General features: G+C 57.3%; 25 protein-coding genes and 1 pseudogene. 11 read left to right on the forward strand and 15 right to left on the reverse strand.

All coding sequences use genetic code 11. From position 1 onward, the window contains the following. The 6 genes from EYC79_RS06900 to EYC79_RS06925 form a co-directional block, all read left to right on the forward strand. A partial coding sequence (locus EYC79_RS06900; RefSeq protein WP_130977560.1) for a TonB-dependent receptor occupies positions 1-200 on the forward strand: 200 nt, incomplete at its 5' end. A 4-nt stretch (positions 201-204) separates the two neighbouring features. Then, entirely contained in the window at positions 205-1,458 is a 1,254-nt protein-coding gene (locus EYC79_RS06905) for an MFS transporter (protein WP_162693080.1), read from the forward strand. 82 nt (positions 1,459-1,540) lie between these two features. Then, positions 1,541-2,632: a siderophore-interacting protein gene (locus tag EYC79_RS06910; protein WP_111850952.1), complete on the forward strand. Its 1,092-nt coding sequence runs from the start codon at positions 1,541-1,543 to the stop codon at positions 2,630-2,632. 52 nt (positions 2,633-2,684) lie between these two features. After that, positions 2,685-3,008 carry a SapC family protein gene (locus EYC79_RS06915; RefSeq protein ID WP_272865817.1) on the forward strand — a complete coding sequence of 108 codons (324 nt, stop codon included), beginning with the start codon at positions 2,685-2,687 and terminating at the stop codon, positions 3,006-3,008. Beyond that, on the forward strand, positions 3,005-3,685 hold the full coding sequence (locus EYC79_RS06920; RefSeq protein WP_245495211.1) for an invasion associated locus B family protein: 681 nt from the start codon (positions 3,005-3,007) through the stop codon (positions 3,683-3,685). The genes EYC79_RS06915 and EYC79_RS06920 overlap by 4 nt, the downstream gene beginning before the upstream one ends. 200 nt (positions 3,686-3,885) lie before the next feature. Next, positions 3,886-4,311 carry a Ros/MucR family transcriptional regulator gene (locus EYC79_RS06925; RefSeq protein WP_111850950.1) on the forward strand — a complete coding sequence of 142 codons (426 nt, stop codon included), beginning with the start codon at positions 3,886-3,888 and terminating at the stop codon, positions 4,309-4,311. Between the two features lie 536 nt (positions 4,312-4,847). Here the strand turns inward: EYC79_RS06925 and EYC79_RS06930 are convergent. The 12 genes and pseudogenes from EYC79_RS06930 to EYC79_RS06985 all read right to left on the reverse strand — a co-directional run bounded on the left by EYC79_RS06930 (position 4,848) and on the right by EYC79_RS06985 (position 14,734). Next, positions 4,848-5,072: an HAD family hydrolase gene (locus EYC79_RS06930; protein ID WP_205654323.1), complete on the reverse strand. Its 225-nt coding sequence runs from the start codon at positions 5,070-5,072 to the stop codon at positions 4,848-4,850. Positions 5,073-5,174: 102 nt separating this feature from the next. After that, positions 5,175-5,281, reverse strand: a pseudogene (locus tag EYC79_RS24010) (TerC family protein); the annotation flags it as partial. 42 nt (positions 5,282-5,323) lie between these two features. Continuing rightward, a complete protein-coding gene (locus EYC79_RS06940) occupies positions 5,324-6,376 on the reverse strand; it encodes an AbrB family transcriptional regulator (protein ID WP_111850949.1) in 1,053 nt (350 codons plus the stop codon). Beyond that, on the reverse strand, positions 6,376-6,681 hold the full coding sequence (locus EYC79_RS06945) for an antibiotic biosynthesis monooxygenase family protein (RefSeq protein WP_111850948.1): 306 nt from the start codon (positions 6,679-6,681) through the stop codon (positions 6,376-6,378). Before EYC79_RS06945 ends, EYC79_RS06940 begins: the two co-directional genes overlap by 1 nt. A 4-nt stretch (positions 6,682-6,685) precedes the next feature. Further along, complete coding sequence (locus EYC79_RS06950; protein ID WP_111850947.1) at positions 6,686-7,093, reverse strand: cupin domain-containing protein; 408 nt, start codon at positions 7,091-7,093, stop codon at positions 6,686-6,688. A gap of 28 nt (positions 7,094-7,121) precedes the next feature. After that, the gene (locus EYC79_RS06955) at positions 7,122-8,492 is read right to left on the reverse strand and encodes an NAD-dependent succinate-semialdehyde dehydrogenase (protein WP_111850946.1); all 1,371 of its coding nucleotides are present in this window, start codon (positions 8,490-8,492) and stop codon (positions 7,122-7,124) included. A 21-nt stretch (positions 8,493-8,513) separates the two neighbouring features. Beyond that, positions 8,514-9,320 (reverse strand): hydroxypyruvate isomerase family protein, encoded by an 807-nt coding sequence (locus tag EYC79_RS06960; protein ID WP_111850945.1) that lies wholly within the window; start codon positions 9,318-9,320, stop codon positions 8,514-8,516. Next, on the reverse strand, positions 9,317-10,399 hold the full coding sequence (locus tag EYC79_RS06965; RefSeq protein ID WP_111850944.1) for an Ldh family oxidoreductase: 1,083 nt from the start codon (positions 10,397-10,399) through the stop codon (positions 9,317-9,319). The genes EYC79_RS06960 and EYC79_RS06965 overlap by 4 nt, the downstream gene beginning before the upstream one ends. 22 nt (positions 10,400-10,421) lie before the next feature. Next, positions 10,422-11,735: a CitMHS family transporter gene (locus EYC79_RS06970; protein ID WP_111850943.1), complete on the reverse strand. Its 1,314-nt coding sequence runs from the start codon at positions 11,733-11,735 to the stop codon at positions 10,422-10,424. Next, the gene (locus EYC79_RS06975; protein WP_111850942.1) at positions 11,732-13,282 is read right to left on the reverse strand and encodes a tripartite tricarboxylate transporter permease; all 1,551 of its coding nucleotides are present in this window, start codon (positions 13,280-13,282) and stop codon (positions 11,732-11,734) included. Before EYC79_RS06975 ends, EYC79_RS06970 begins: the two co-directional genes overlap by 4 nt. A 2-nt stretch (positions 13,283-13,284) precedes the next feature. Then, positions 13,285-13,758: a tripartite tricarboxylate transporter TctB family protein gene (locus EYC79_RS06980; RefSeq protein ID WP_205654325.1), complete on the reverse strand. Its 474-nt coding sequence runs from the start codon at positions 13,756-13,758 to the stop codon at positions 13,285-13,287. A 22-nt stretch (positions 13,759-13,780) separates the two neighbouring features. Further along, the gene (locus EYC79_RS06985; protein ID WP_111850940.1) at positions 13,781-14,734 is read right to left on the reverse strand and encodes a Bug family tripartite tricarboxylate transporter substrate binding protein; all 954 of its coding nucleotides are present in this window, start codon (positions 14,732-14,734) and stop codon (positions 13,781-13,783) included. 174 nt (positions 14,735-14,908) lie between these two features. Between EYC79_RS06985 and EYC79_RS06990 the strand changes: the two genes are divergently transcribed. From EYC79_RS06990 to EYC79_RS07010, 5 genes are all read left to right on the forward strand, one after another. Next, positions 14,909-15,808 (forward strand): GntR family transcriptional regulator, encoded by a 900-nt coding sequence (locus EYC79_RS06990; RefSeq protein ID WP_162686528.1) that lies wholly within the window; start codon positions 14,909-14,911, stop codon positions 15,806-15,808. Between the two features lie 169 nt (positions 15,809-15,977). Further along, on the forward strand, positions 15,978-17,573 hold the full coding sequence (locus tag EYC79_RS06995; RefSeq protein ID WP_162734150.1) for a carboxylesterase/lipase family protein: 1,596 nt from the start codon (positions 15,978-15,980) through the stop codon (positions 17,571-17,573). Positions 17,574-17,622: 49 nt separating this feature from the next. Further along, positions 17,623-18,783 carry a lactonase family protein gene (locus EYC79_RS07000; RefSeq protein WP_111850936.1) on the forward strand — a complete coding sequence of 387 codons (1,161 nt, stop codon included), beginning with the start codon at positions 17,623-17,625 and terminating at the stop codon, positions 18,781-18,783. Between the two features lie 16 nt (positions 18,784-18,799). Further along, a complete protein-coding gene (locus EYC79_RS07005; protein ID WP_111850935.1) occupies positions 18,800-19,858 on the forward strand; it encodes an isocitrate/isopropylmalate dehydrogenase family protein in 1,059 nt (352 codons plus the stop codon). Positions 19,859-20,551: 693 nt separating this feature from the next. Next, entirely contained in the window at positions 20,552-22,135 is a 1,584-nt protein-coding gene (locus EYC79_RS07010) for a carboxylesterase/lipase family protein (protein ID WP_162686530.1), read from the forward strand. 249 nt (positions 22,136-22,384) lie between these two features. Here the strand turns inward: EYC79_RS07010 and EYC79_RS07015 are convergent, their stop codons facing one another. The 3 genes from EYC79_RS07015 to EYC79_RS07025 form a co-directional block, all read right to left on the reverse strand. Continuing rightward, on the reverse strand, positions 22,385-22,909 hold the full coding sequence (locus tag EYC79_RS07015; RefSeq protein ID WP_335625456.1) for a Ros/MucR family transcriptional regulator: 525 nt from the start codon (positions 22,907-22,909) through the stop codon (positions 22,385-22,387). Positions 22,910-23,654: 745 nt separating this feature from the next. Beyond that, on the reverse strand, positions 23,655-24,128 hold the full coding sequence (locus tag EYC79_RS07020; protein WP_025590924.1) for a hypothetical protein: 474 nt from the start codon (positions 24,126-24,128) through the stop codon (positions 23,655-23,657). Continuing rightward, a complete protein-coding gene (locus EYC79_RS07025) occupies positions 24,125-25,252 on the reverse strand; it encodes an EAL domain-containing protein (protein ID WP_025590921.1) in 1,128 nt (375 codons plus the stop codon). The genes EYC79_RS07020 and EYC79_RS07025 overlap by 4 nt, the downstream gene beginning before the upstream one ends. Positions 25,253-25,752 lie beyond the last annotated feature (500 nt).

The following is a 25,752-nucleotide window of genomic DNA, read 5'->3' on the forward strand; positions in this document are numbered from 1 at the left end:
TCGATGTACCCGGCTACACGGTCTTCGATGCGGCGCTGACCTATGATTTCGGCGCGAAGACGTCGGAACTGAAGGGCCTGACCGCACAGCTCAATGTCAGCAATCTGTTCGACAAGACCTATGTGACCTGCCTTTCCAACAACTTCTGCAACTATGGCAACGGCCGTGCGGTGTACGGAAGCCTCAAGTATCGCTGGTAAAGCCATGTCTACGATCCCGACATCCAGCGAGACCGCTGTCAGCATGCAACCCGGTACGGTAGACAAAGGGCAGTTTACCACCCTTGCCGGGCTCAGCGCCCTCTATGTCGGCTTCGGTATGACGATGGGGGTCATCCAGGGCGGGTTTCCCACCGTCATGCGGGCCGCCGGTATGAGCATCGGGTCGGCGGGCTGGCTCTATGCGCTCTATCTGCCGTTCGGTGTCGCCTTTCTCTGGTCGCCGCTCATCGATCGATGGCGACCGCCGGTGTTGACGCCTCGCATCGGCTGGATCGTGCCGCTGCAAATTTTGGCGGCGCTGATCGTCTGCGGCGTCGCCTTCATGGAAGGCGCTCCGATCGTCCTGCTCTTTGCCCTGGGCTTCCTCGTGGCTTGCGCCATGGCCACCATGGACATCGCACTCGATGGGCTGGCGGTCGATCTGGTCATGCCAGTCTGGCGTCCGAATGCGGCGGCGGCCAAGCTCGCCGCGCTTTCCATGGGGGCCATGATCGGGACCGGTGCCTTCGTGGCCCTGTTCCAACATCTAGGCTGGTTGCCGATTTTCCTGGGCTTCGGAGGGGTTCTCCTGCTGCTGACCCTGCCGGTCCTGGCATTGATCCCCTCGGAGAGAACGCTTCCAAGGCGCGAAGGCGGCGATGCGCGCTCGGGCAAGGCCAGCCTGACCAGAGTCCTGGCTGAGCCGCTCCAGCGAAAACGCCTGATGTTGCTGACGTTTGCGTGCTGCGTGATCTTTCCGCTTTCCGGCCTTAACCGCCTGATGCTCGTCGATCTCGGCCTGTCGGTCGAGACAATCGGCTGGGTCGTCGGCACATTGGGGCCGGTCGCCATGTTCGTGACCGCCTTGATATCGATGCCGCTGATGCAACGGACAGGACTGGCCGGTTCGCTCATCGCCTTTACCGCGCTAGGCTTGGCGGCCCTCACGGCCATGGCGGCGGGTTTCCAGTTCGAAGTTTCGGTGGCGGCCCTTACAGGCACGATCCTGATAGGGGCGGCCGTGAGCGGCATCTATGTCGCGCTGACCGCAAGGATACTCGGATGGGCATCAGGCCAGCAACCTGCGACCGACTATGCCGTTTTCTACGGCGCCGGCCGGCTCGCCAGCACGATCGTCATCATCGCCGCAGCGCAGTTCATCGCGCATCTCGGCTGGCCCCTGTTCTACGGGCTCGGCGCGGTCGGGCTGATCGTCGTCTTCGGGCTGGTGCACGGCCCGGTATCGGAAAGAACCTGATCTATCCCTGCAACCGGCCCCGCTGTTCGCACGCGTTGCGTCGACGAAGGCAGCCGCTGGAACAACATACTGGAACATTGTCATGACACTTCTCGTCGCCGAGGCCCACACCCGTCTTCCCGATGCCCTCTCGGTCATAAAGGACGTGTGCGAGCACTTCCTGGATCACGATGCCCACATTGCCGTGGACGGCGACACCCATACCGTAACGTTCGATTTCGGCGTCGGCACCCTGCAGGTGCAGTCGGATAAGTTGACCCTGCGGGCGCAGGCGAAGAGCATCAACGAGCTTTATTTCCTTCGCATGGTCCTTGCAGGGCATGTGAAGGAGTTCGCTGACCCGGAGCCGGAGATCGTCTGGAGCGGGGCAGGCAGCGATCTGGTGACGCCGCCGAACTTCAATCTTGCCCGCGTGATCGCCGTTCAGGATGTGACGCCGCATATGCGCCGCGTGACATTTTCCGGTGGCGACCTCACGCGTTATGCAGCCGATGACAATATTCACGTCGGCCTTGTCATCCCTCCCGAGGGACAGGATCCCGTCTGGCCGACCGTGGGCAAGGATGGACTCATTCAATGGCACGATGGGGCAGGCCGCCCCACGATGCGCCGCTATACGATCCGGCGATACGATGCGGCGGCCGGATCGCTCGATATCGATTTCGTCGTTCATGAGGATGCCGGGCCGGGTTCGGCCTTTGCCCTGCGCGCGAAAACCGGCGACATTGTCGGTCTTCTCGGACCGGGCGGCGGCGGCATAAGGTTCAAGGCCGATTGGTATCTGCTTGCGGGCGACGAGACGGCCCTGCCGGCAATCACCCGCATCCTGGAGGCGCTTCCACCCAGCGCGCGCGGCATCGCTTTTATCGAAGTTGCCGATGCAGCCGAAGAGCAGCCGATCACCACTCCCGCCGACATGCCCATCCGCTGGCTGCACCGCAACGGCGCGGCGGCAGGCACGACCACGCTCCTCGCCGACGCGGTTCGCGAAACAGCGTTTCCCGAAGATGACACGCCGATCTTCGCTTGGGTTGCCTGCGAACTCGACGGCTTCAAAGCGATCCGGTCCCATCTGCGCAAGGAGCGGGGACTGAAGAAGAACCAACACCTCGTGGTATCCTATTGGCGCAAGGGCAAGACGGGTGACGACAAACTTGAACGCGACGACACCTAGCCCCTCATACATGCGCTATTGATCGCCCAACACTGGTTCATCTCCCTTCAAGGTGAAAACACAACATCTCGTCTCAGTTCGCCAGGCTCATCCGTATCTAGCTGGCGACGACCTTGGCAGGAAGTTGATGGATCTTGGGCTTCTTGTCGAGCGCCAGGCTGACATGCACTTTCCGGATGACAACCGTTATGTTCTCAACGGTTTCATGGTTGTAGATCCGCTGAAGTTTCGGGCGATCTCGGACTCCGCTTCGGTCGTCGACTGGCATCAGAAGGGTTGGCTCGCCGCAGTCGAACTTCACCTCGCCTCGGCCAACAATTGGCAGGCCCTTCTTCTCCTGAATGCAGAGAAACACACCGAACAGGGAGCGATATGAAAACCATGACAAAAATCGCAATCGGAACCGTAGCACTGGCTGCCTTCAGTTTGGCGGCTGCCGCCTTTTCGGTCGACGTTCCTTGGAACGTAGCAAACGCTGGAACCAACGCAGACAGTGGAAAAGGCATTCTGCACCCTGCAGCCTCTGACACCACATCGCGTTTTAAAGTGGCGCAGGCAGCGCCACAGCTCGCAGCTAGTCAACGTTGCTCTTTACCAGGAGGAGCGTCATCGCTACGGGAAAGCTATCAGGACTGGATGGTCATGTGTGCCACCCAGCCCGCGGCTGAGGGGCAACCGGTGATCAAACGTTGCGCAATGAGTCAGCAACAGGCCAGCCAGCAAGGTGGCCAACGGGTTTTGGCAATAGAGATGAAACCAACAGGTACGGCATTTGAAGCCGCACTCTTCCTGCCGTTCGGTCTGGCGTTGGACAAAGGCGTGACGTTGCAGATCGACGAAGGTCAACCTAGCAATTCCTATCGTTTCCAGACATGCCTCCCAGCCGGTTGTATTGTGCCCCTAACTTTTGACAGCAGCTATGTTGCCGTCCTCCAAAAGGGCACTTCCCTTAGGATCAAGGCAGTTTCCGACGGAGGTGCTGAAACGCCATTCTCCGTCTCGCTTAAGGGCTTCGCGGCTGCAGCCGCGCGAGTGGCGGCACTTACAAAGTAAGACACCTGGTCTGCAGCTCACGCGAAATCTGGCTCCAGTTCCCGTGACCAGGAACCCCCGTGAGTTGCAGCTTGGCGGACCAAGGGTTTGGCGAAACACCGCAAAGGTCGGGAAGTAGGTCGTAGATCTTTTTGCGTGTAGAAAAGTCAAGTCGGTCGCCTTTTTTAGTTGAACAGAGTAACAACCGAGAGAACAGGCGTATGTCGCACGTAACGTTGACCACGAAAATAGTCTGCGCCTGGCTATCGAACAACTATATTCATTTTTCTGAGCTCCCACATGTTATTAAAATGGTTTCCGATAGCCTCGCCGGCTGCCCGCAAATCATCCAAGCAGCGGATGTTAAGTCAACACGCCGCCCTGCGGTGCCCATCGAGAAATCCGTTACAGACGATGTGATTGTGTGCCTTGAGGACGGTTTGAGATTTAAGACGCTGAAAAAGCATCTGCGCCACAAATACAATCCTACTCCTGATGAGTATCGGCATCGCTGGGGCTTGCCTACATCCTATCCTATGGTAGCACCAGCCTACTCGAGGAAGAGATCTGATATCGTTCGAAAGTCCCTACACGGCGATAGGGAGCAGGACATTAACGGCCGCAAGGAAAAGCGTGGCACGAGATGATGTAACTCGAAATATATCGCCATGTGGGCAGGCACTGTTTCAGGGAAACGAAACCGTCGGATTAACCCCAGTTACGAGCCACAATCAGATAATCAGCATTATGGAACTAAACCATTGATTTTTGTCATAAATCTTGAATTCGAATTGAAGCTAAGATAGCTGGTAAGAATAAAAAGAACGCAACAAAAGAAGCCAACTCGCGAAGCGGCAAGCCCCATAGTCTGCGCAAACCATTCGAGAGTAAAGCTCATCTGGAGCACGTAGTTCGTTATCAATGCGATCGCCTTCAGCGGCGACACTCAGGACACGTCAGAAAGTGTAGAAAGGCTTTTGCCGGATGGCTCGTCCGATGTCGTCCTTTTCCCCTTCAAATATTGCCTTATGGATCGGCACCTGGACTGTCTGACCTCCGAGCATCATCAGCACAACCGTTCCCTTGGGCGGGAACCCGGGAACATGACAGGCGAGTTCGCTTACGGAAACCACGAAATCTATCGACAAGGTTCATGCGCATCCGGGCGCTCGAAATCCACCGATCAAAGACACAATTGAGGGTTAACATTGTGCCCGCCAGAGCGAGCGCTGGCGATGAAAGAATCTTTGAACGAATTTTTTTCCGCCATGGTCAGGCTGGTCAAGAGACGCATCTCCGCCTCCAAACCCAACTCCGGCGCTTTCACCGGTAAAAGCTCAGCTCTGGTGCTCGTGCCATCCAAATCGAATGCAAATGCCGTATGTCGTGCCGCCGTTGCCGGCGACATGGCGTGGGATCCATAAGCGAGAGTTTGCTCTTGAACAGTTTGACGATACATAAGACGACTTGGCGATAAAATTCCGCTATAAAGTCAATGTAAAATCCGTCACCCGACGGCAGCGAGGCCCATCACGACTGCATTGTCGCCAGCGAGGACCACGTCGATCGCTATAACCTGCAAGAACGCGCTCAGCCGACCGCCGTGAATGTTTCAATCGTGGGCAACTCCAATTGATACGGGAGGAGGGACGCACCGCGCTACTCCGATTTAAATGGATCGTATTTGAGTGCGAATACCGCTGCGGAGCCCGCGACGACCAGCAGCACGCGTACGATATGGTGCAAGACAACGAAAGGCACTTCGATGCCGAGCGAAAGAGCAATCAAGCTCATCTCCGCCACGCCGCCAGGGGAGTACGCAAGCAAAGTGCCAACGAACTGGTCCCCTGTGATCCGCGAGATCATGAATGCGAATGCCATCGACACTGACAACAGCAGGACAGTCGAACCGAACGACAACTTCAGCACCCTCAGGATCAGTGCCGGAGGAGTGTTCACGAACCTGCATCCAACGATGGAGCCGATTATGACCTGCGCCGCTCCTAGGAACACGCTCGGCAGCAGAAAGTCGGTGATGCCACTAAGATGAAGGCCCGCGCTCACGACCATCGGGCCGAGCAGATATCGAGCTGGCAGGCGCAGAGCGACGCCGATCCCTACCCCAACTACGACAGCCGCGACGAACCAGCCGAGATCGCGTAGATCGATGGCGTCCAGCGGCACGTAGCTCGAACCACTTCGGCTGATCGCGTGCCCGGTCACAGACTGGATTAGGAATGGCAAGCAGAGAACCACGAGGAAAATGCGGGCGGCATGGATGAGCGAGATCATGCGCTCGTCGCCACCGCGTTCGGCGCCCAGCGTGACCATCTCGACCAGTCCACCCGGCATCGCCGAAAAGAAGGCGGTCGGATGATCGAACTTGCCCACTTTTCGGAAATAGACGTAGGTTACAGAGGCTGCCGCTGCGATGAAGAATACCAGTCCGCCGAGCGAAACCATCCATATCCGGAAGTGCTCGAACACAGCCGGCGAAAACGACGTGCCGAGCATTGCGCCGATCGTCGCCGTCATCGGCGGACGAGCAAACTTTGGCATGGCAAGCGGCATGCGAAGCAGCGCCCCTGCCCCGCAGAAAATCATGGCGCCAAGTAGCCAGGCAAGTGGCATATGAAAATGCCACATCACCCAGCCGCCAAGGCTGCCGACCGAAATGGTCAGCAGGAACTTGGCGAATGCAGGCATGGCCATCACGACACCTGGTAGCTCGCAGTGACTGCAGTATGTGTCACCACAGGCGGGTTGGCGAAGAACGAGCCGACCAGCCGGCGCCACTCCTGAAAGTCGTCGGAGTCCCTGAAATCCACGGTGTGATACTCGACCGTTTCCCACTGCACCACCAGACGGTAGACAGACGGGTCTTCCACCACGCGCTGCAGATTAAGGCCATGGCATCCTTTCGCGCGGAGGAAAAGCGGGGCGGCTCGCGCCACACCATCTTCGAAACTGGCTTCCTCGCCCGGCTTCACCGTGATCTCGGCAACTTCATAGATCATGGATTCACCCCGCCTTCTGTACGTGCTCTGCATCGATCGTGCGCTCTTCGCCTGTCGCGATCATTGTTCGCGTGGCATCTATGGACGCGTAGGTCCAGAAGATGCGCATAGGTTTGTCGGACGCGTTGATGAAGCGGTGCGGAACGTTCGCCGGAATCCAGGTCGTGTCATTGGTGTCCATATGATGCTGGACGCCGTCGATCTCGGCAATCGCCTGGCCTTCGATGACCATGACGCTCTCTTCGCAATTATGCTTGTGGAGACCGATGGCAGCGCCGGGGTCGAAGGCGGTGATGCCATTGATCATGCTGGTTGAGCCGCACTTGCGGGTGACGAGCGGCGTCGTCCGCGCGCCACCACCCCGGTCGTTGGTCTTGAGTTCCTTGGGACGAAGGATTGCTGCTTCAGACATTGTCGTATCCTTGTTCTTCGTAATGCGGTTACTTGGCCGGGCCGACCCACACCGTCTTGATGTTCACGAATTCCCTGATGCCGTAGACGCCGAGCTCGCGGCCGTAACCGGAACGCTTGATGCCGCCGAACGGGTAGCGCGGATCGGAAGCCACCATTCCGTTGATGAAGACGGCGCCAGCGTCGATATCGCGAGCGAGGTTGCGGGCACGCTCCAGGTCTGTCGACCAGAGCGCGGAGCCGAGACCGAACTCGGTCTGGTTGGCGAGACGGACGGCCTCATCCGCATCCTTGACGCGGATGATTGCGGCAACCGGACCAAAGGTTTCCTCGCAGAATGCCACCATGTCGGGCTTGACGTTGTCGAGAACGGTCGGCGGGTAGTAGTAGCCGGCACCTTCGATCGGCTTGCCGCCTGTCTTGAGAACCGCACCGGAGGCCAGCGTCCGCTCGACCTGGCTGTGAAGCCCTGTCATCAGATTTTCGCGAGCCATCGGGCCGATGTTGGTGTCACGTTCCATCGGGTCGCCGATCTTCAGCTTGGCGACACCTTCCAGGAATAGCTCGACAAAACGGTCGGCGATGCTTTCTTCGACGATGAAGCGCTTGGCATTCACGCACGACTGGCCGACGTTGATGTAGCGAGCCTTGACCGCTACCTTTGCCGCCTCTTCCAGGTCGGCATCGGCGAGAACGATGAAGGGGTCGGAACCGCCAAGCTCGAGAACCTGCTTCTTCAAGGCCTTGCCGGCTTGCGCGGCAACGATGGCGCCGACCTCCGTGGAACCCGTCAAGGTGACGGCAGCGATGCGATCATCAGCAATGATTCCCGCGACCTTTGAGGCATCGATAATGAGGGTGGCGAACAGTCCCTCCGGGCAGCCGGCCTCCTTCATGATGTCCTGAATTGCGAGGGCGCATTCCGGCACGTTGTTGGCGTGCTTGAGGATAGCGCCGTTACCCGCTGCGAATGCTGGCGCCGCGAACCGGAAGAACTGCCAGAAAGGGTAGTTCCAAGGCATGATCGCCAGCACCACGCCGAGCGGATCGAACTCGACAACACTCTCCGTCGCATTGGAGGGTACAGCTTCGTCCGCCAAGTAGTTGGCGGCATGTTCGGCGTAGAAGTCGCAATTGTATGCGCACTTCTCGATTTCGCCCTCGGATTCAGCGATCGGCTTGCCCATCTCTCGGGTAATCATCTCCGCATACCGCGACTTCCCGCTGCGCAGTGCCTTTGCCATGTTCTTCAAAAGGCCGACACGTTCCTCCACCGGAACCTTCCGCCAAGCCTTTTGCGCGTTGGCAGCGGCCGTGAGCGCATTGTCCACGAAGGCGTCGTCATGCAGTTCGTAGCGGGCAAGTTCCTTGCCGTTCGCCGGATTAATTGAAACGATCATCGTCTTCTCCTTTGGAATTCTTTAGCGAGCCGCGCTGTTGCCAGGCCGGGCTTTCCACCGGGCCAGGAACTGAGCGCTTTCGAGTGTGTTGGTTGAGGGCACATATTCGAAGCCGATTGCGCCGCTGAATTTATGTTTGGCGAGCACATCCAGAACGCCGTCGAAGTCAATGGTTCCGGTCCCCGGCTCATGGCGCCCGGGATAGTCTGCGATGTGGACATGGCCGATACGGTAGGCATTCTCATCGATCCAGGAAATGACATCCTGGCCGTTGCTTGCCGCATGGAATGTATCGACCAGGAGGGTGACATTGCCGGGACCGAAAGCATCCTGAATGCGCACGGCATCTTCAAGTCGTGAAACGGCGTAGCCCGGAACTGCGGCATGACCGATTGCCTCGATTAGAACCCGGGCAGAAGTCGCTGCGGTCTGCTCCACCGCATAGGCGATGTTGGACATGTAAATGTCCCAGCACACCTCCGTTGCGCTGACCTCTGGAACACCCGCCATGGGGTGGACGAGTGGCACACCCACTTCGAGAGCATAGTCCAGCGACTTGTCGAACGAGGCCCTGAAATCCGCGTCCCGTCCCGCAAGTGCCGAGATCCCCTTCTCCCCCTTGCTGGCATCGCCGGTTGCGGCGGCTAGCTGGGTGAAGACGAGGTTGTTCTCGGCCAGCAACTCCCTCATCCGCTTCGGTGGGATTGCGAAAGGCTGAGGATGCTCGATGGCCGTGAAGCCCGCAGCCGCCGCTGCAGCCACACGCTCCTCAAGCGGCAGCTCAGTGAAGAGGTAGCCGATATGCGCCGACAACCTGTTCACGGTCATGCTGCCGCTCCCAAGGGAGACGCGCGCCCGACCGGGAAGGTGATACCATAAGTGCTGCCTTCCTTTTGCAGGTCTTCGATAACGTTGCCTGTGATTGGAATGCCTTCGGCACGGCGCTGTGTCTCGCGGCGCTCTTCCGGTTCGCCCGGCATCATAATTTCATCGACGTTGGCCGCCTTTGGCAGCTTCTTAATGCGTTCATAGAACTCGTCCATGCGTGCATCGAAGTCCTCAAGCGACATGAAAAGGTCCGGCTTGATGGCGAAGAACAAGTGGCCGACATTCTGCGGTTCGCTGTGATCGAAATAGAGGCTCTTGACGTCACCGCCGAAGTTGGCGCCGGTCAGAACGCCGGACATCAGATCCATCAGGGTGGCGAGAACGGAACCCTTGACGCCACCGAATGGAAGGCAGACGCCTTCGAAGGCTTTCTCGGCGTCGGTCGTGGGATTGCCATCGACATCAAGTGCCAGGCCTTCCGGGATCGGCTCGCCCTTCATTGCCGCCAGTCTGATCTTGCCACGCGCGATGACCGTCATCGCCATGTCCATCACGTAAGGCGCGTGCTTGCCACCCGGAATGCCAGCCGCGATCGGGCTTGCACCGAGGAAGGTCGTTCTCCCGCCCCACATGGGGATGGCTGGCGACGAGTTGGTGAAGATCATCGAGATGTAGCCGGCCTTGATGGCCTGAAGTGCGTAAAGTGCGCCCATGCCGAAATGCGTGCTGCGATGAACGCCAACGAGCCCGATGCCGTTCTTCTCCGCAAGCGCTACAGCTTCATCCGTCGCGCGATGCGACGGTATGAAGCCCATGCCGTTGTCGCCGTCCACGAGGGAGACGGCGCCAGCAACTTTCTTGACGGTGATGTTGGGCTTGGGATTGACCAAGCCCTTGGACAAACGCTCCACATACATGGGGATGCGGGAAATACCGTGCGAGTCGATGCCGCGGAGGTTTGCCTTGATGAGATCGTGGCCGATGACGCCAGCGTCGGCAGCCGTCATGCCCGTTTTCTCGAATATTTTGGTTGCGAACTCAATGAGCTCGGCTGTCTCGAAATACCGGGTTTCAGTCATTTTCAAGAGTCCTCTTTGATATTTAAGAAAGTGTGACGGCGCCGGTTATAAGCGCGGCGAAGAGCATCAGAGCGGTCAAGACGAGTGTCCACTTGAGCGCGAAACGTTGGAAGTCTCCCATCTCAACCTTCGACAGTCCCAACAGAACGTAGAGAGCGGCGACGAGCGGGCTGAGCTGGTGGACCGGCTGACCGATCAGCGAGGCGCGGGCGATGACTTCCGGAGGGATGCCATATTTCGCAGCCGCTTCGGCTAGCACCGGCACGACGCCGAAATAGAACGCATCGTTGGAAAGGAAGAAGGTGAAAGGTGCGCTTATCAAGGCTGTGATAAGCGGAAGCAGGTTACCGTGCCCTTCCGGGATCATCCAAACAATACTCTGCGCGAGGGCATCCGTCATGCCCGTACCCTTGAGAATCCCTGTGAAGACGCCAGCAGCGAAAATAACCGAGACGACGGCGAGAACGCTTGGCGCGTGAGCCGAAATGCGCAGGCGTTGTTCGGGAAGCGAGGGGAAGTTGACTGTAATGGCAAGTGCAAATGCGATGATAAAGAGTACAACCAGTGGCGCAACATCGGCAACGAGGAAGACCATCAGAAGAACAGTCAGGACGATGTTGAAGGCAGCGCGCCAGCCGGTTGCGACCTTCATGCCTTCCGGGCGTTCCGCATAGTCCTCATCGCGGAACTCCGGTTGCGGACGATCGGTGGGCAGCGTCAAGGTACCCAGACGCTTCCGTTCCTTAAGACCGAAATAGCAGCAGATAGCCACAGAACCCAAAGTCGCCGCAACGATCGAAGGCAGCATCGCCAGGAAAACCTGATTTGCCTCGAGATGCAAAGATGCAAGCACGCGGGCCGTGGGGCCGCCCCAAGGCATGATGTTCATGATGCTGTTCGGCATCAGGATGGCCAGGGGCAGGATGAGCGGGTTGATCCCGAGACGACGGTGCAGCGGCATCATTGCGGAAACGCAAAGCATGTAAGTTGTAGAGCCATCTCCATCGAGCGAAATGATGGCAGAGAGGATCGTCGTGCCCACGATGACGCGTAGCGGATCGCCGTGGCAGATCTTCACCACCAACCGAACGATCGGGTCGAACAGGCCCACATCAATCATCAGACCGAAATACATGATGGCGAAGAGCAGCAGTACCGCTGTCGGCGCGATGGACTTTATGCCATCAACCATCATTGCTGGAAGCTCGTGTCCAAATCCGCCAAGAAGGCCAAAGAGGAATGGCACGAGGATCAGCGCAATCAGCGCAGACAGGGTGCGGGTCATGATTGCGGTCATGAAGATCGCAATCATTGTGTAGGCAAGTATGGTAATCACGAAGCAGCTCCATCAGAATTCTTCTCGCCGACGCTGTCGACGCTAGAAGTCCGGGTTTCGTGCGTTCTCGCATTCATTTTCCGCAGCAGATAAGGAACGATCAGGATTGCGAAAGAGATGGCGATGAGAACGGCAGAGAGAGGGGTTGAAACAAGGGTAAGTGGGTCGCCCTGACCGATAGCGAGGGCGCGGCGGAACTGGGTTTCTGCCATGGGTCCGAGGATGAGGCCGATCAGCACTGGCGCGATCGGGAAATCATAGACGCGCATGACGTAGCCGAGGCATCCAATGGTGAACATCAGGACCAAATCGAGCCAGGAGTTGGAAACACCCCAGATGCCGACCAGCGAGAAGATGAGGATGCCCGCATAGAGATAGGGCCGCGGGATCAGCAGCAGACGCACCCATAGGCCGACCAATGGTAGGTTGAGGATCAGCAGCATGATGTTGCCGACATAGAGCGAGGCGATAAGCCCCCAGACGAGATCGCCGCTGTTGATGAACAGGAGCGGACCGGGCTGCAAACCGTAGTTCTGGAACGCGGCGAGAAGAATGGCGGCGGTCGCAGATGTTGGAAGGCCCAGTGTCAAAAGCGGAACAAGAACGCCGGCGGCAGCGGCATTGTTGGCAGCCTCCGGTCCGGCGACACCCTCGATGGCACCAGTGCCGAAATCTTCCGGGTGACGCGTTAGCTTGCGCTCGATTGTGTAGGACAGGAAGGTCGGGATTTCAGCACCACCGGCAGGCAGGGCACCGATAGGGAAGCCGAGTGCGGTTCCCCGGAGCCATGGCTTCCACGACCGCTTCCAGTCTTCGCGGGTCATCCACAGACCGCCGGAGATGGGATTGAGATGAGGCGGCGCGAATGCAAAACGGCTTGCGACGTAGAGCGCTTCACCGACCGCAAAAAGCGAGACGAGAACCACCGTCATATCGACGCCGTCAAGCAAATCCGGCAGGCCGAACGCAAGGCGGGAGACACCCGTCTGCCCATCAATGCCGATAAGGCCGAGAGCAAGACCCAGGAACAGCGCAATGAAGCCCCGCAGCCTGGACGTGCCCATGACGACCGACACCGACATGAATGCCAGTACCATCAGCGCGAAGTAGTCCTGCGGCTTGAAAATGAAGGCAAGCTCGGCGATTGGCGGCGCGAGGAAGGTGACGCCAACCGTCGCGATGGTTCCTGCAACGAAGGATCCGATGGCGGCGGTTGCAAGGGCTGCGGCCCCTCGACCGTTACGGGCCATCTTGTTACCCTCGAGCGCGGTCATCATCGAACCGCTCTCGCCCGGTGTATTCAAAAGGATGGACGTCGTCGAGCCGCCATACATTGCGCCGTAGAAGATACCGGCGAACATGATGAAGGCACCGGTCGGATCGACGTTTACTGTGACGGGTAGCAGGAGCGCGATGGTAAGCGCCGGGCCGATACCCGGGAGAACCCCGATTGCTGTTCCAAGAAATGTGCCGACGAAGGCCCACATCAAATTGTGCGGCTCAAGTGCGGTCGAGAAACCTTGTGCGAGTGAGTAGAAGGAATCCATGATCAGACCCCCGCCACAGGCAGCAGGCCACCAAGCGGAACGCCCAGCAGCCGGAAACCGTACCAGCAGATGAGGGCAAAGGTTGCCCCGATGACCGTGTTGAACACGTAGCGACGCGATTGGAAGGCACGCGTGGTCAAGACGAAACTCGCCGTCGCAGTGATGACGAAGCCAAGCGTCGTCATCGTCAGGATCGGAATTCCTGCGCCAGCTGCGGCGAAGGCGAGTGAGCTACGAGATGGAGGAAGGTCACTTGCGACATCTTCCGCCTCCTGCGCCTCAAAAGGCACGCCACGATAAATCTGGAACGCTAAAATTGCGCCGAAGACGACCAGACCGGCACCGATAAGGGTGACGGTAAAGCCAGGCCCAAGCTCTGCATATTGGGCAAATTGCGGTAGTAGAGAAGCCTGGTAGAGCCAGACCAGGCCGAAGGCGATGACGCCTGCGGCAATCCAATACGGACGTTCGACCATGTTCATCGCCTCCGGCTCTAGATCACTTCGTCAGGCCAACGTCTTTGAGCGTCGCGGTCTGGTTTGTTACTTCCTGGTCGAGAAACTTCACGAAATCATCGCCGGAAAGATAAGCGTCTTCCCAATTCTGCTTTTTGAGCGTTGCCTTCCAGGTTTCTGTGCCATGCATCTTCTGGAAACGGTCGAGCCATGTCTTCTTTGCTTCCTCGCTCATGCCGGGTGCGCCGACAATGCCGCGCCAGTTGCCGATGACGACGGGATACCCTGCTTCGGTCAGGCTCGGCGCATCGATGCCTTCGACGCGCTCCTTGGAAGTGACGGCTATGATGCGGATGCGACCAGCCTGTGCCAGGGAGCGGAATTCTGAAAGGCCTGAGATCGCAGCCGTGGTGCTGCCCCCGGCGAGTGCGGTCACCACTTCGGCGCCGCCGGCATAAGGGATGTAGTTCAGTTTGGAAGCTTCGAGGCCGTTGGATTTCGCCAGAAGTGCCATGGCGATGTGGTCTACACCGCCTGCGGAACCGCCGCCGATGGCAACGCCGCCGATGTTTTCCTTCATCTTTGCGACGAGATCATTGATCGTCTTGATGTCGGAATTTGTCGGTACGGCAATTGCGCCTGTATCGTTGGTCAGGCGAACGAGCGGTGTAACATCTTTTAGCGAAACCGGGGAATTATTGAGAATGATGCCTCCGATCAGGATCGCACCCATGGACATGACCGCATTGTCGTTGCCCTTCGACGTGTTGACGAACTCCGCAAGACCGATCGTTCCGCCAGCACCGCCGCGGTTGGTGAACTGAGCACCGTCGGTGAAAATCTTTTCCTTGCGCATGGCTTCAAAAGGCAGACGGGCCATTGCATCGTAACCACCGCCCGTGCTTCCCGGCGCAAGCACGACGGCTGGATCGGCCATTGCAGGTGCAGTCATGACGACGAACGCAATTACAGCGCCGAATACGCTATTCAGTTTCATGGAATCCTCCCAAGAGTAAGCCAGGGCGCGAGACCTCCAACGCCCCTAACAACAACGTCGCCTCCTTGCGGTCATTGTTGTAAATAATGACTTAAGACAATTTCGAGCGGTTTGCAAGTATCTGGTGCGAACATCCTGAGTTATTGTAATGAAAGACAGGCAACAGGAATGAACATGGCCAATCAGCTGCACAGGGCGCTCGCCGCCAAAATACTTCGATATGTCAGGACGAGCGGGCTCCAGGCCGGTCACCACCTTACCGAAGCGTCGCTGTCTGACGTGTTAGGCACATCGCGCGGCCCTATCCGTGCAGCGCTGGCCTTGTTGATTGAAGATGGCTACGTTCAGCAAATGCCAAACCGCGGCTTTTTCCTCGGTAATGTCATCGCCGAGCCGACTTTACCGGCGGCCGAGCAGGACGCATCCAGCGACGATGAAGCGCTTTACCTGTCGATCGCTGATGACCGTCTTATGGGTAATATTGCGCGTACGGTGTCGGAGCCAGATCTAATGCGCCGCTACGACATCTCGCGCCCTCGCCTGAGGCGTATTCTGACGCGGATTGCTACAGAAGGCTGGATAGAGCGCCGCGAGGGCCGCGGCTGGTCCTTCGTGCAATTGATCGACTCCGTCGAAGCCTACCGCGAGTCCTATGAATTGCGGCAAATGCTGGAGCCAGCCGGTCTCATCAACGACTCGTTCAAGCTGGATGAAACCATCCTCAGTAGATTACGCCAGCAACAGGTGATGGTACGCGACGGAGGCTGGAAATCTCTCAGTCAAATTGAGCTTTTCGAGACCAATGCGCAGTTTCACGAAGGCCTCGCGCAGATGTCCGGAAACCGCTTCCTGCTCGGGACGATAGAGCGACAAAACCAGCTACGAAGGCTGGTTGAGTATCGGCAAACGCTGAATCGCGAGCAGGTGCGTGGCCAGAATAACGAACATCTTGATATTCTGGACACGCTCGAAAAAGGGCTTCGCTTTGAAGCCTCGCAAATCCTCGCTCACCACCTCGGCAACGCCAAGAACAGGAAAGCGCGTAGCGCGATTTTCGAGTCCGCGATTGAGTAGAGGCACCGCCTCAGTGGCGCATCCTCAGCCGGAAATCGGCCCTCTCCCATGCCCGACCTGTGAATTCTCATTTGAACGCCGGCGCCCAAATAACCTTTGGATTGTCTTATCTATATATAAATGATAATCCTTAGGTTGAGAGTCTTTGCGATCATCGGGGAGGATGTACGTGAAATCGACGTTATTGAACGCTACCAGTTTTGTGATGCTGGTGTCGCAGTTCGCCATTTGTGCGGCCGCAGATGAGCCGATCGCACAGACCGCAGAGGGGACGTTTGTCGGATTAGTAACAGAGCGAGGAGAGGAATTCCTGGGGGTGCCATACGCCAAAGCGCCTGTCGGCGATCTGCGCTGGAAGGCGCCGGAGAAGATGGCAACGTGGCAAGGCGCTCGCGATGCCAAGACCCTGCCGCCTGCCTGTCCCCAAAAGTTCAACGCCGACCAGCGCGTCTCGTTATCACAGAGCGAGGATTGCCTGTTCCTCAACATCTATCGTCCGAAGGATAGTGCAGGGAAAAACCTTCCCGTTGCTGTCTGGCTTCACGGTGGTGGCAATACCAATGGCTCAGGCAGCAATCACGACGGCGGCGCGATGGCCGAGCGGAATGGCATAGTCGTCTTGACCTTAAACCATCGCCTTGGGGCGCTGGGCTTCCTCAACCACCCTGCACTTCAGAAGGAAGCGAAGGATGGGCTGGCGGGCAACTACGGCATAGCCGACATCAAAGCGGCGCTTATCTGGGTGACGGACAAGATCTCCGGATTTGGCGGGGATCCCAAGAAGGTCACCGTCTTTGGTGAATCCTCCGGCGCGACCAACATCTGCGCCATGGCGGTAACGTCTGCTGGGGTGCAGGGCCTCTACCGCGGCCAAATCATCGAGAGCGACGACTGCTTCCATGACATGGAGACGGCCGAGAGCTCTGAAGTTAAAGCCGTAAAATGGTCGGAGCAGATGGGCTGTAAAGCGTCAGAAGACGCGGCATCATGCCTGCGCAAAAAGTCGGTGGACGAGATTATCGCCGCCGGAGGACGCTGGTTTCCTCAGGTCGACGCCAAAGGTCTTCTGACCGAATACGGTGTGGATGGCATTGCGTCTGGCAACTTTTTGAAGATCCCGACGATCATTGGCTCCAATCGAGAGGAAGGCCGCAACGCTGGGCCGAGCTATTTCAAGTTCACGCAGTCCGACTACCTGAAATGGGTCGAGCAAATTGGCGCCCCGGACCGCGCCGAGCGCATTCTTGAAAAATATCCGGCGAATTTACATACCGACAAAAAGCACCCGATCGCCGAAGTCGTGACCGATGTTATCACGGACAGCGGTATGCGCGGCCTTGGCGGCTGCACGGTGCGCGATGCGGCAATCAAGCTCTCCCGGATCGCGCCGACCTATTATTACCAGTTCGATGACCCGGGGGCTCCGGTTACCAATGAGGTCGAAGGTTGGAAATTCGGCGCTGCTCATGGCGCCGAAGTCCCATACCTTTTCCCGCGCCATGACGGCATCGACGAAGCGTCGAGGAAGTTCGATGCCGGGCAGCGCCAACTCTCCGACGATATGATCCGCTACTGGGGTGCCTTCGTGCGCAGCGGGGCGCCGCGGGTCGATGGTCTCCCCGATTGGCCGCAGTTCGGCAAGGAGCAAAAGGCAATGATGCTCCGGCCCGCAGGCAAGAGCGGAATCGTGACCAGCGAAGAGATCTCCAAGGACCATCAATGCGACTTCTGGACGTCCATGCCCTGGATCACCGACCGGGGCTAGGCGTCGAGCAACAGCCGTCCGTCGGGAAGACGAAACATGGGAGGAGAGAATGAAAGTGATCAACAGAAGAGCCTTTGTTAAGGGCATCGGAATGTCGGCTGCAGCAGTAGCCGTTTTGCCTATAGCTGTTGCGGCCAAGGAGTCGACATTGAAACCATTTCGGCCCCGCTTTGCCTATGTTGGCTCGCGGACAACAAAGGAACGGAAGGCCCGCGGCAAGGGCATAGAAGTGTATCGTATCGGTCAAAATGAAAGTGAGTGGGAGCACATCCAACTTCTCGATGGACTGACGAACCCGTCCTTCCTTATCACCGACGCCGAGCGCCGCTTCCTCTACACGGTCCATGGTGACGAGTCCGAGATTACATCCTTCGCAATCGATGCCGACATCGGGAAGCTTCGAAAGATCGCGACGGCATCGACCCGAGGCAAGAACCCGGTTCATCTGGTCATACATCCGAGCTCCCAGACGATGCTCGTTGCAAACTATGCGACGGGCTCCATCGTGACGATACCGATTTCGACCGACGGCACTCTCAGCCAGGCAGGAGACCCTATTTTTCTGCCTGGAGAATCGGGTCCGCATCGAACCGAGCAGACGATGTCCCATCCCCACCAGATCGTCGCGGATCGTTCGGGCCGCTTTTTTCTGGTGCCCGACAAGGGTCTCGACCGCATCTTCACCATCGCCGTCGATGAGCGCGGAAAGCTTGAGATCGTGACATCGATCGCTACCCGGCGGGGCGCCGGCCCAAGACACGCGGTATTCAACCCACAAGGCGATATCGTACATGTCGTAAACGAACTGGATTCGTCGATCACCACCTATGGATTCGACAGCACCAGCGGTGCCCTCACTCCGATCGAAATTGTTCCGAGCGTGCCTACCAGCTTCCTGGGCGATAATCGCGCCGCTGCCATCGGTGCTTCAACCGACGGCAGCCAGCTGTTTGCAACCAATCGCGGTCAAAACACAGTGGTACAGTTCAACATCGATGCCGCCTCCGGCAAGATCTCCGACCCGAGATGGCACCAGACCCTTGGCAAAGGACCCAGGTTCGCGAGTCTCTCTCCGACAGGGAAAACGTTGTTTGTGGCAAACGAACTGACCGATACCGTGGTCGCATATGACTTGAGGGCAGAAGGAATGATGACGAACCCTACTGAAACAGCTGCGACCGGTAGCCCGGTCTCCATTGCATTCGCCTGATCGTCTGAGAGCAGTCATGAAAATCCTTTTTCTCAGCGGAGACGGTATCGGCCCGGAGATAGCGGCGGCAACGAAGTCGGTGCTTAAAGCCGCCGACCGCCGGTTCGACCTCGGGCTTGAGTTCTCAGATATGGAAATCGGCCTCGCGGCACTAAAGTCTCGCGGCACGACGCTGCCGCCAGAGGTGCTCTCGGCGATCCCCGACCACGACGGCGTGGTGCTTGGGCCAGTGTCTCATTACGAATATCCCAGCAAGCAGGAAGGCGGCGTCAATCCATCCGGCGCTTTGCGCGTCGGCCTCGAACTCTTCGCGAATATTAGGCCCTGCCGGTCCCGTCCGGAACTGACCATTCTTCGCAAGCCGATGGATCTGGTCATCGTCCGGGAGAACACCGAAGGCTTTTACTCCGACCGCAACATGCATGCCGGTGACGGAGAGTTCATGCCCGATCCCGACATGGCGCTTTCAATACGGAAGGTCACGGCTCGCGCTTCTGCCCGCATAGCCAGGGTCGCATTCGATATCGCCAGTTTTCGGCGTAACAAGGTTACAGTCGTTCACAAGGCAAACGTAGTCAAGCTGTCCGATGGCCTGTTCCTCCGTGAAGTCCGCAGGGTCGCAAGAGACTACCCCGACGTTGAACTGGAGGAACTGATCGTCGATGCGGCAGCGGCCATGCTGATCCGCAAGCCAGATCAGTTCGACGTCATCGTCACCACCAACATGTTCGGAGACATACTGTCTGACGAAGCGTCCGAGCTCTGCGGCAGCCTCGGATTGGGCGGGGCGATCAACATGGGCGAAGGTGTCTGCGTCGCGCAAGCACAGCACGGTTCAGCGCCGGACGTCGCTGGAAAGGGCGTCGCGAACCCTACGTCGCTTATCCTGTCCGCAGCAATGCTCCTGGCGTGGCGAGGTCGCCACGGTGGAAACAGCAAGCTCGAACAAGCAGCTTCTGGGATCGAAGCCGCCGTCGATAAGGCCTTGCTCGATCCCGACCTGCGGACACCAGACGTAGGTGGCCGAGGCTCTACCACCGAATTCACCAACCTCGTTTGTCAGATGCTGTCGTGACTCCGGCGTTACCTCCGGTGGCAACAGTTCTTCAGTATGGAATGGAACGGGCCAACCCCACAGTAGTCGAGCATTCTCGCTTTCGATCTCACACCGAGGGACGGATATCCGTTATTGGTATCTGGATTTTGCTTCTCGGGCGCGCTCATTAAGACGGCATAGGCAAATCGCTGGGGGCGGCTGATCTGCCGAGGCGGAACGACTCTGAGGTTTCAGTTATGACCCCGTCGGGGGAACGTGATGCGACATGAACATCTTCACGGGCGAAGGCGATTGCTGCGGTGCGCGTGCTTACCCGAGTCGGCGCGTTTGGCGCGAGCCTTTCGGCCAAGGAGTTAAGCCGGAACCGCAGCAGCTTTATCAATATTTGGATAATGTTCGTACAACCACAGCATGAAGTCTCCCGAGCACCAATGCTCATTTAATTGTCATAATTTAAATTATTTAACAATCTTCGGGCGCCGGCAGTGTTCTTCGAGGCAACGCATTTGGCGGGGCGGCTGGTTTGCTTCAGGCCGGTGGGTAAGCTCTCTCGGCCTCGATTAGACCTGAATAGTTTTCGAGGCACAGAAGCATCGCATTTCAAGCGGTTTGCTACGAAAATTTATTTCAAGGACGACGAAAAAATATCATTGTAATATATCTTTATATAGAACATTTTAGCTGTCGTCTATTCAGTGTTGGAGGAACATTTTGGACAAATATCTCGCAGTTATATTCGCCGTGGCCTTCGCGGCATCGTCGTCCAATGCACTCGCTCGGGTTACAGGTGATCCGCTTCAAATTGAAGGAGGTAAGGTCGAGGGCCAATGGGCTCAAAACACAGAGGTAAAGGCCTACCTGGGAATCCCCTATGCCGCGCCCCCAGTCGGCGAGTTGCGGTGGGCGGAACCAGGCCCAGTTGTTCCCTGGAGCGGAGTGCGGAAGGCCGACAAGCAGCCGGCGATGTGCATGCAGACGCTCCGAACGCCGGGGACCATTAGTATAGAGGTATACGGCAATCAGAACCTCCCGATGAGCGAAGATTGCCTCCACCTTAATGTCTGGGCGCCCGCAGATGCATCTTCGTCGTCAAAACTTCCGGTCTTCGTCTGGATACACGGCGGCGCGTTCACTTCTGGCTCAGCGGCGAAACCTGAGTTCAACGGCGAGCGCTTGGCGAAACGGGGTATAATCGTCGTATCGATAAATTATCGCCTGAACATATTCGGTTATTTTGCCCATCCCGACCTGACTGCGCAGTCACCGAACCACAGTTCCGGCAACTATGGTGCTCTTGATCAGGTTGCCGCATTGAAGTGGGTCGAGAAGAATATCTCTTCGTTTGGAGGGGATCCCAGCAAAGTGACAATCGGCGGTCAGTCCGCGGGCAGTACCAGCGTGAACAACCTCATGGCATCTCCCCTGGCACGAGGACTGATCGACGGGGCCCTGGCGCAGAGCGGAGGTGTGGCTGCCACTCAGACGAAAACTCTCAAGGCTGCCGAGGATGAAGGGCGCAAGTTCACGGACATGCTCGGCGATCAGTCGATCAAAGACCTCAGGGCAATGCCCGCCGAAGTCGTACTTTCACTATGGTCGGATACGAAAACCCGCTTTGCGGGTCCGGTGGTCGACGGATATTTCCTCAATAAGTCGGTCGGCGATGTATGGGCGGCGGGCGAACAGGCCCAGGTGCCGTACCTTGTCGGGTGGAGCAGGGATGAGTTCTACGAGAACATCTATAACCGGACCGAGGACGAGTTTGTCAAACAGGCGGCCAGAGAGGTGGGTCAGGAACGCGTGGCGGAGATGCGGACGCTCTATGGTGTAAAGGACAACGCGACAGCGACAGCAGCGCGCGTGGGATTCTCGCGCGATGCCAATTTTGGTCTCAACACCTGGAACGCGGCGTCAAACCAGGCAAAGGGAAAGTCGCCAACCTACCTTTATTACTGGACTCGGCTAAGCCCATTCTGGGAAGGACAGTCGTTCCAGGAAAACTCTCCCGCTTCGCTTCTGGGCGCGTATCACGGCTCGCAGGTGCCTTACGTGTTCGGCACGCTCGATGTGCTTGATCGCGAATTCACAGCACGCGATAGGGAGCTGTCGAGCCTCTGGCAGGCTTACATCGCCAACTTCGTGGAAACAGGAAATCCAAATGGGACAGGTCTGCCTGAGTGGCCAACCTTCGATAATACTGCCGAGAAGGTTCTGGAAATCGGTGACAAGACCACCGTCGTAGACTTGCCAAACAAACCCCAAATGAATTTCTTCCGGAAGATGGTGAAGAATTGATAGAAGGGCCCCGTCAAAATGCTGGGCGGGGCCAGTTTAAAGTTTGGAACCCCAAGTCGCTCCTGGTGGTTTTGACCACGTAGCGCCGCAATTGTTGACGATGTCCAGCCAGAAGGAAAATATCACGCAAGGGATAGATCGAGTGATCGTCTAGTTGATGTTATGTCTTTCCGACATCGCCGATGACAGATGTGTATGTCGCCGGAGGCCAAGCACTTCATCCGATCGTCTCAATCAACCGGCCCTTGTTTACTTTTTTCCTTCTGCTTTATCCTTCCATACTAACCGACGGACCAGTGCAGACCGTCGGCGAGAATAAGCGGGTGCCACCATTGGGTAAGACGACGGTAGCCCCCACTTTGAACGATATTCCTGAGGAGCCAGCCCGTACTTGACCCGCAGATGCCTTTTCAAGGACTTGAATTTCAGCCCGTCTTCCAAGCAGATAATCCATTCATCGGTAACCGACTCATGGCGTGGAACAGCTGGCGAGCGAGTGGATGCGATGACGTCTGTGGGGCTGACTGAAGCTGCCTTCCTAAGGCTGCTCGACACGATAGTTATCAGTCCGGGTAGCGCCGCTGCCGGTATGTGGTTCTTCTTCACCCACGCGCTTACAATCTTCGCGGTCGCTTCAACTGAGGGAAGACACGTCGTCAACCCTGATGGTTGAAGCGCGGTTTCTATCTGCTTTGTCAGGTTTTTAGTCACGGCTGGCTTCTTCACCACTTGATATTCACCCTTATTTTGCTTTTTAGGATTAACTGTAAGCACGATTGATCAGGCTGGCCTTTGCAGAAGCTTCTGCGTGAAGCGAGCACGTGTTGTTCCCGCACTTATACGATGCGCCGAGACAGAGACTGCCGGAGAAGCGGGCTATGACGCCATGAACGGTCGGTGTCAAAAACGGCGACGTTCCCTGTCATCCATGAACGGGATAGCGGAGGCTGGAGGAAGCAAGTTCAGTTGAACTCGTGGCTCAGCCGGCGGCGGGAGACGTTGGCCTTCCTGATCAAGACGGGATAGACACAGGCATCAATGTTACCACCAAATTTTTGGGGCAACGAAGAAGTTGGAGACCAATTCCCTCTGCGTCCAGTTGGGCGAAGCTGCCATTATTCATTCTTCGCGGGTTCCCTCATAGTAGCAATTGTCGCGCTCTGTAGTGCTGCCCAGATCAGGGCAAGGCAAGGGCGGCTGCCTTCATCAAGGTGCGCGCGAAACGCTTCAGCAGTCGATTACCATTATCGACATAAAGTTACACAGTGTCACGTCTAACGGTGAGAAGACTGCATTGGCGCGATTTGCCACCGCGAAGCGATCGCCTGGAGCCTCTATTATAGCGTCGAAGGTGTCCTCAACGACGATAACTGCGTGAGCACTTCCAGCAATAGTAAGAAAACCGGCATCAACTTCGCAAAATCAAAACGAATGCAAAACGATCGACCCGATATTCAAGGTGCTGATGTGAATCAAAGCGGGAGAGTGTCTTCAGATTGAGCGGTCTTGGAGGTTTTCTTCATACCCACTTCCCATCGAAATAGGCCGTTACCAACGCCGTGTAGCTAGCCCACCATTGCCGTATCGCATCTCCGTGCCTAAAACCCATCGCGCTGACGTCGCGAAGTTCGTCGCGGCTAAATGGTGCGTGCATCCGATCGTCAAAGGAAAAGCTCAGACCGTCCAGCCCTGCGATCAAACCCGCTTGGTAGCTCGACATAATGGTACGAACATCGTCCGTGCTGAAGCCGAACGACGGATCGCTAACAATTCGTTGAATTTTCTGATCACAGATATGAGCATGTGCCCAGGCATGCTCCGGCCGGTCATCGAGAGGCCGGAATCTGGCCAGCCGGGCAAGTAGAGCGCTAGTCCGCCCGCATCCTGCCTGCGCACCGTCCATCGAGAGACTCGCCAAGGTTTTTCCGGCACGTATTTGAACCTTGCCCTTTACCAACATCCAGCCAAGCGGCTTTCTCTCTTCGCCGTTCAACGGACTTTCTCCCATCCTATCGTCTGAGATCGATTGACCAAACGGTCGGGAAATGTCGGAGCCTGAAAATAATAGCCTTGAAAATATTTCGCACCGGCTGCCTTCGCAGCGTGCAGGTCATCAGCACTTTCTATCCCCTCCACCACAACGATCGGCGCGAACTCGCCGACGAGGCTTACCAAATTCCGGAGCTTAAGCTGCCCCTCGTTGGAAAGCCGGTTGCGCACATGTGACCCATCAATTTTAACGATGTCAGCGTTGGCTTCGCAGGCAAAATTGGGGCAACAGTGGCCCACGCCGAAATCATCGATAGCGACACGTGCGCCGACCCCCTGGACGGCCGAAATAAAGGCCATGGCATCGGTTACGCTTGGCAGTATTGCAGTTTCAGTGATTTCAATCACAAGCCGTTTGGCAATATCGGGTCGTCGGCGCAACTGTGCAAAAGCGGATGTCCACCAAATGTCATCCACAGCAGAGAGCGCCGAAACATTGCAGCCCATAACGACGTCGTGCCGATACTCGAGCTGACGGAAGATCTCCCGAACGACGTGCCAGTCAAAGACCCGCATCAATCCGAGGCGTTCCAGGGCGGCGATATAGGTTCCGGGAAGAACGACGGCACCGTCTGGATCCAACAGTCGGGCAAGGCACTCGTGGTAAAGCGGTCGGTCGTAGCGTTCTCCACCCACAACGGCCTGCTCGGCAAAACGCATCTCACCGACATTCAACGCATCATAGGCGAGCGCTGCGGCACACATATCCATCCGGTATTGTCCAGGGTCGAGTTCGACAAGCGGAGCGATCTTCTCGGTCTCTCCAAAATGAGCGCTCAAACTCGGTACGATCTGTTGAGTCTTGATCGTAACCGGGCGTCGCGCGGCTGCGACAAGCGCTGCCTCCACAAGTTCTGCCCGGGGATATGCTATCGCGTCGCTGGCACGAGAAGAAATTTTTACACCCGAAGGGCTCTCGGATACCTCCCAGTCCTCCGTTTTAAAAATGTTGGAGAGGCGTCTCCAGATTTCGTGCTGTACCCGCGCGGCTACGCCATCAGAATATGCGGCCGCGACGTGAGAGAGATTATCGATGACCACATCAAAGGATCGTGGAAGTCGTCTCATGCGACCTGCCTCCGAGCGAAAATCTGACCACGGAAAAGAAGATCACGAATTTCACCGCTCCTCTGCATGCAGACAGATCGGATCAACGATAGTTCATTCAGCATGGGCTCTCGCATGGGAAACTCCTCTTTGGTGTTGCTGGCGGTCTTAAGGGTAAGACGGTGGCATCCGCGTCGCTTTCGGCCAGTCAGAGGGTCGGAGCCGAAATTGCCCATTACAGGTGTTAAGAGGCGTATGGGCATTCACGCGCTGAAGACGTCTCGTAGGCTCCGCCCCTGAGATCGTCGCGGCGTACACCGATCATGTTCAGAAGGCGCAGTGGCGCATATCGTACCGGCTCGTGCTTCGGCCGGAGCAATGGCGGCAAAACTTTCCAGCGCCTTTATGAATAGCGGAAGAAGGCACTTCCCTGGAGGTGATCAAGCTGTTGGCTCACCCTTGAGCATCTTCGCTCGATCGGCACGCGAACCGGTGGAATGGCCGAGATCACCTGCGTGCCT

The organism is Agrobacterium cavarae (genome assembly GCF_004310285.1).
GTDB classification, from domain to species: Bacteria; Pseudomonadota; Alphaproteobacteria; order Rhizobiales; family Rhizobiaceae; genus Agrobacterium; species Agrobacterium cavarae.

What these genes read in the sequence shown, in the direction of transcription:
- EYC79_RS06905 (WP_162693080.1), top strand. Translation starts at nt 205, where the DNA reads ATGTCTACGATCCCGACATCCAGCGAGACCGCTGTCAGCATGCAACCC.
- EYC79_RS06910 (WP_111850952.1), top strand. Translation starts at nt 1,541, where the DNA reads ATGACACTTCTCGTCGCCGAGGCCCACACCCGTCTTCCCGATGCCCTC.
- EYC79_RS06920 (WP_245495211.1), top strand. Translation starts at nt 3,005, where the DNA reads ATGAAAACCATGACAAAAATCGCAATCGGAACCGTAGCACTGGCTGCC.
- EYC79_RS06925 (WP_111850950.1), top strand. Translation starts at nt 3,886, where the DNA reads ATGTCGCACGTAACGTTGACCACGAAAATAGTCTGCGCCTGGCTATCG.
- EYC79_RS06930 (WP_205654323.1), bottom strand. Translation starts at nt 5,072, where the DNA reads ATGTCGCCGGCAACGGCGGCACGACATACGGCATTTGCATTCGATTTG.
- EYC79_RS06940 (WP_111850949.1), bottom strand. Translation starts at nt 6,376, where the DNA reads ATGGCCATGCCTGCATTCGCCAAGTTCCTGCTGACCATTTCGGTCGGC.
- EYC79_RS06945 (WP_111850948.1), bottom strand. Translation starts at nt 6,681, where the DNA reads ATGATCTATGAAGTTGCCGAGATCACGGTGAAGCCGGGCGAGGAAGCC.
- EYC79_RS06950 (WP_111850947.1), bottom strand. Translation starts at nt 7,093, where the DNA reads ATGTCTGAAGCAGCAATCCTTCGTCCCAAGGAACTCAAGACCAACGAC.
- EYC79_RS06955 (WP_111850946.1), bottom strand. Translation starts at nt 8,492, where the DNA reads ATGATCGTTTCAATTAATCCGGCGAACGGCAAGGAACTTGCCCGCTAC.
- EYC79_RS06960 (WP_111850945.1), bottom strand. Translation starts at nt 9,320, where the DNA reads ATGACCGTGAACAGGTTGTCGGCGCATATCGGCTACCTCTTCACTGAG.
- EYC79_RS06965 (WP_111850944.1), bottom strand. Translation starts at nt 10,399, where the DNA reads ATGACTGAAACCCGGTATTTCGAGACAGCCGAGCTCATTGAGTTCGCA.
- EYC79_RS06975 (WP_111850942.1), bottom strand. Translation starts at nt 13,282, where the DNA reads ATGGATTCCTTCTACTCACTCGCACAAGGTTTCTCGACCGCACTTGAG.
- EYC79_RS06980 (WP_205654325.1), bottom strand. Translation starts at nt 13,758, where the DNA reads ATGGTCGAACGTCCGTATTGGATTGCCGCAGGCGTCATCGCCTTCGGC.
- EYC79_RS06985 (WP_111850940.1), bottom strand. Translation starts at nt 14,734, where the DNA reads ATGAAACTGAATAGCGTATTCGGCGCTGTAATTGCGTTCGTCGTCATG.
- EYC79_RS06990 (WP_162686528.1), top strand. Translation starts at nt 14,909, where the DNA reads ATGGCCAATCAGCTGCACAGGGCGCTCGCCGCCAAAATACTTCGATAT.
- EYC79_RS07000 (WP_111850936.1), top strand. Translation starts at nt 17,623, where the DNA reads ATGAAAGTGATCAACAGAAGAGCCTTTGTTAAGGGCATCGGAATGTCG.
- EYC79_RS07005 (WP_111850935.1), top strand. Translation starts at nt 18,800, where the DNA reads ATGAAAATCCTTTTTCTCAGCGGAGACGGTATCGGCCCGGAGATAGCG.
- EYC79_RS07025 (WP_025590921.1), bottom strand. Translation starts at nt 25,252, where the DNA reads ATGAGACGACTTCCACGATCCTTTGATGTGGTCATCGATAATCTCTCT.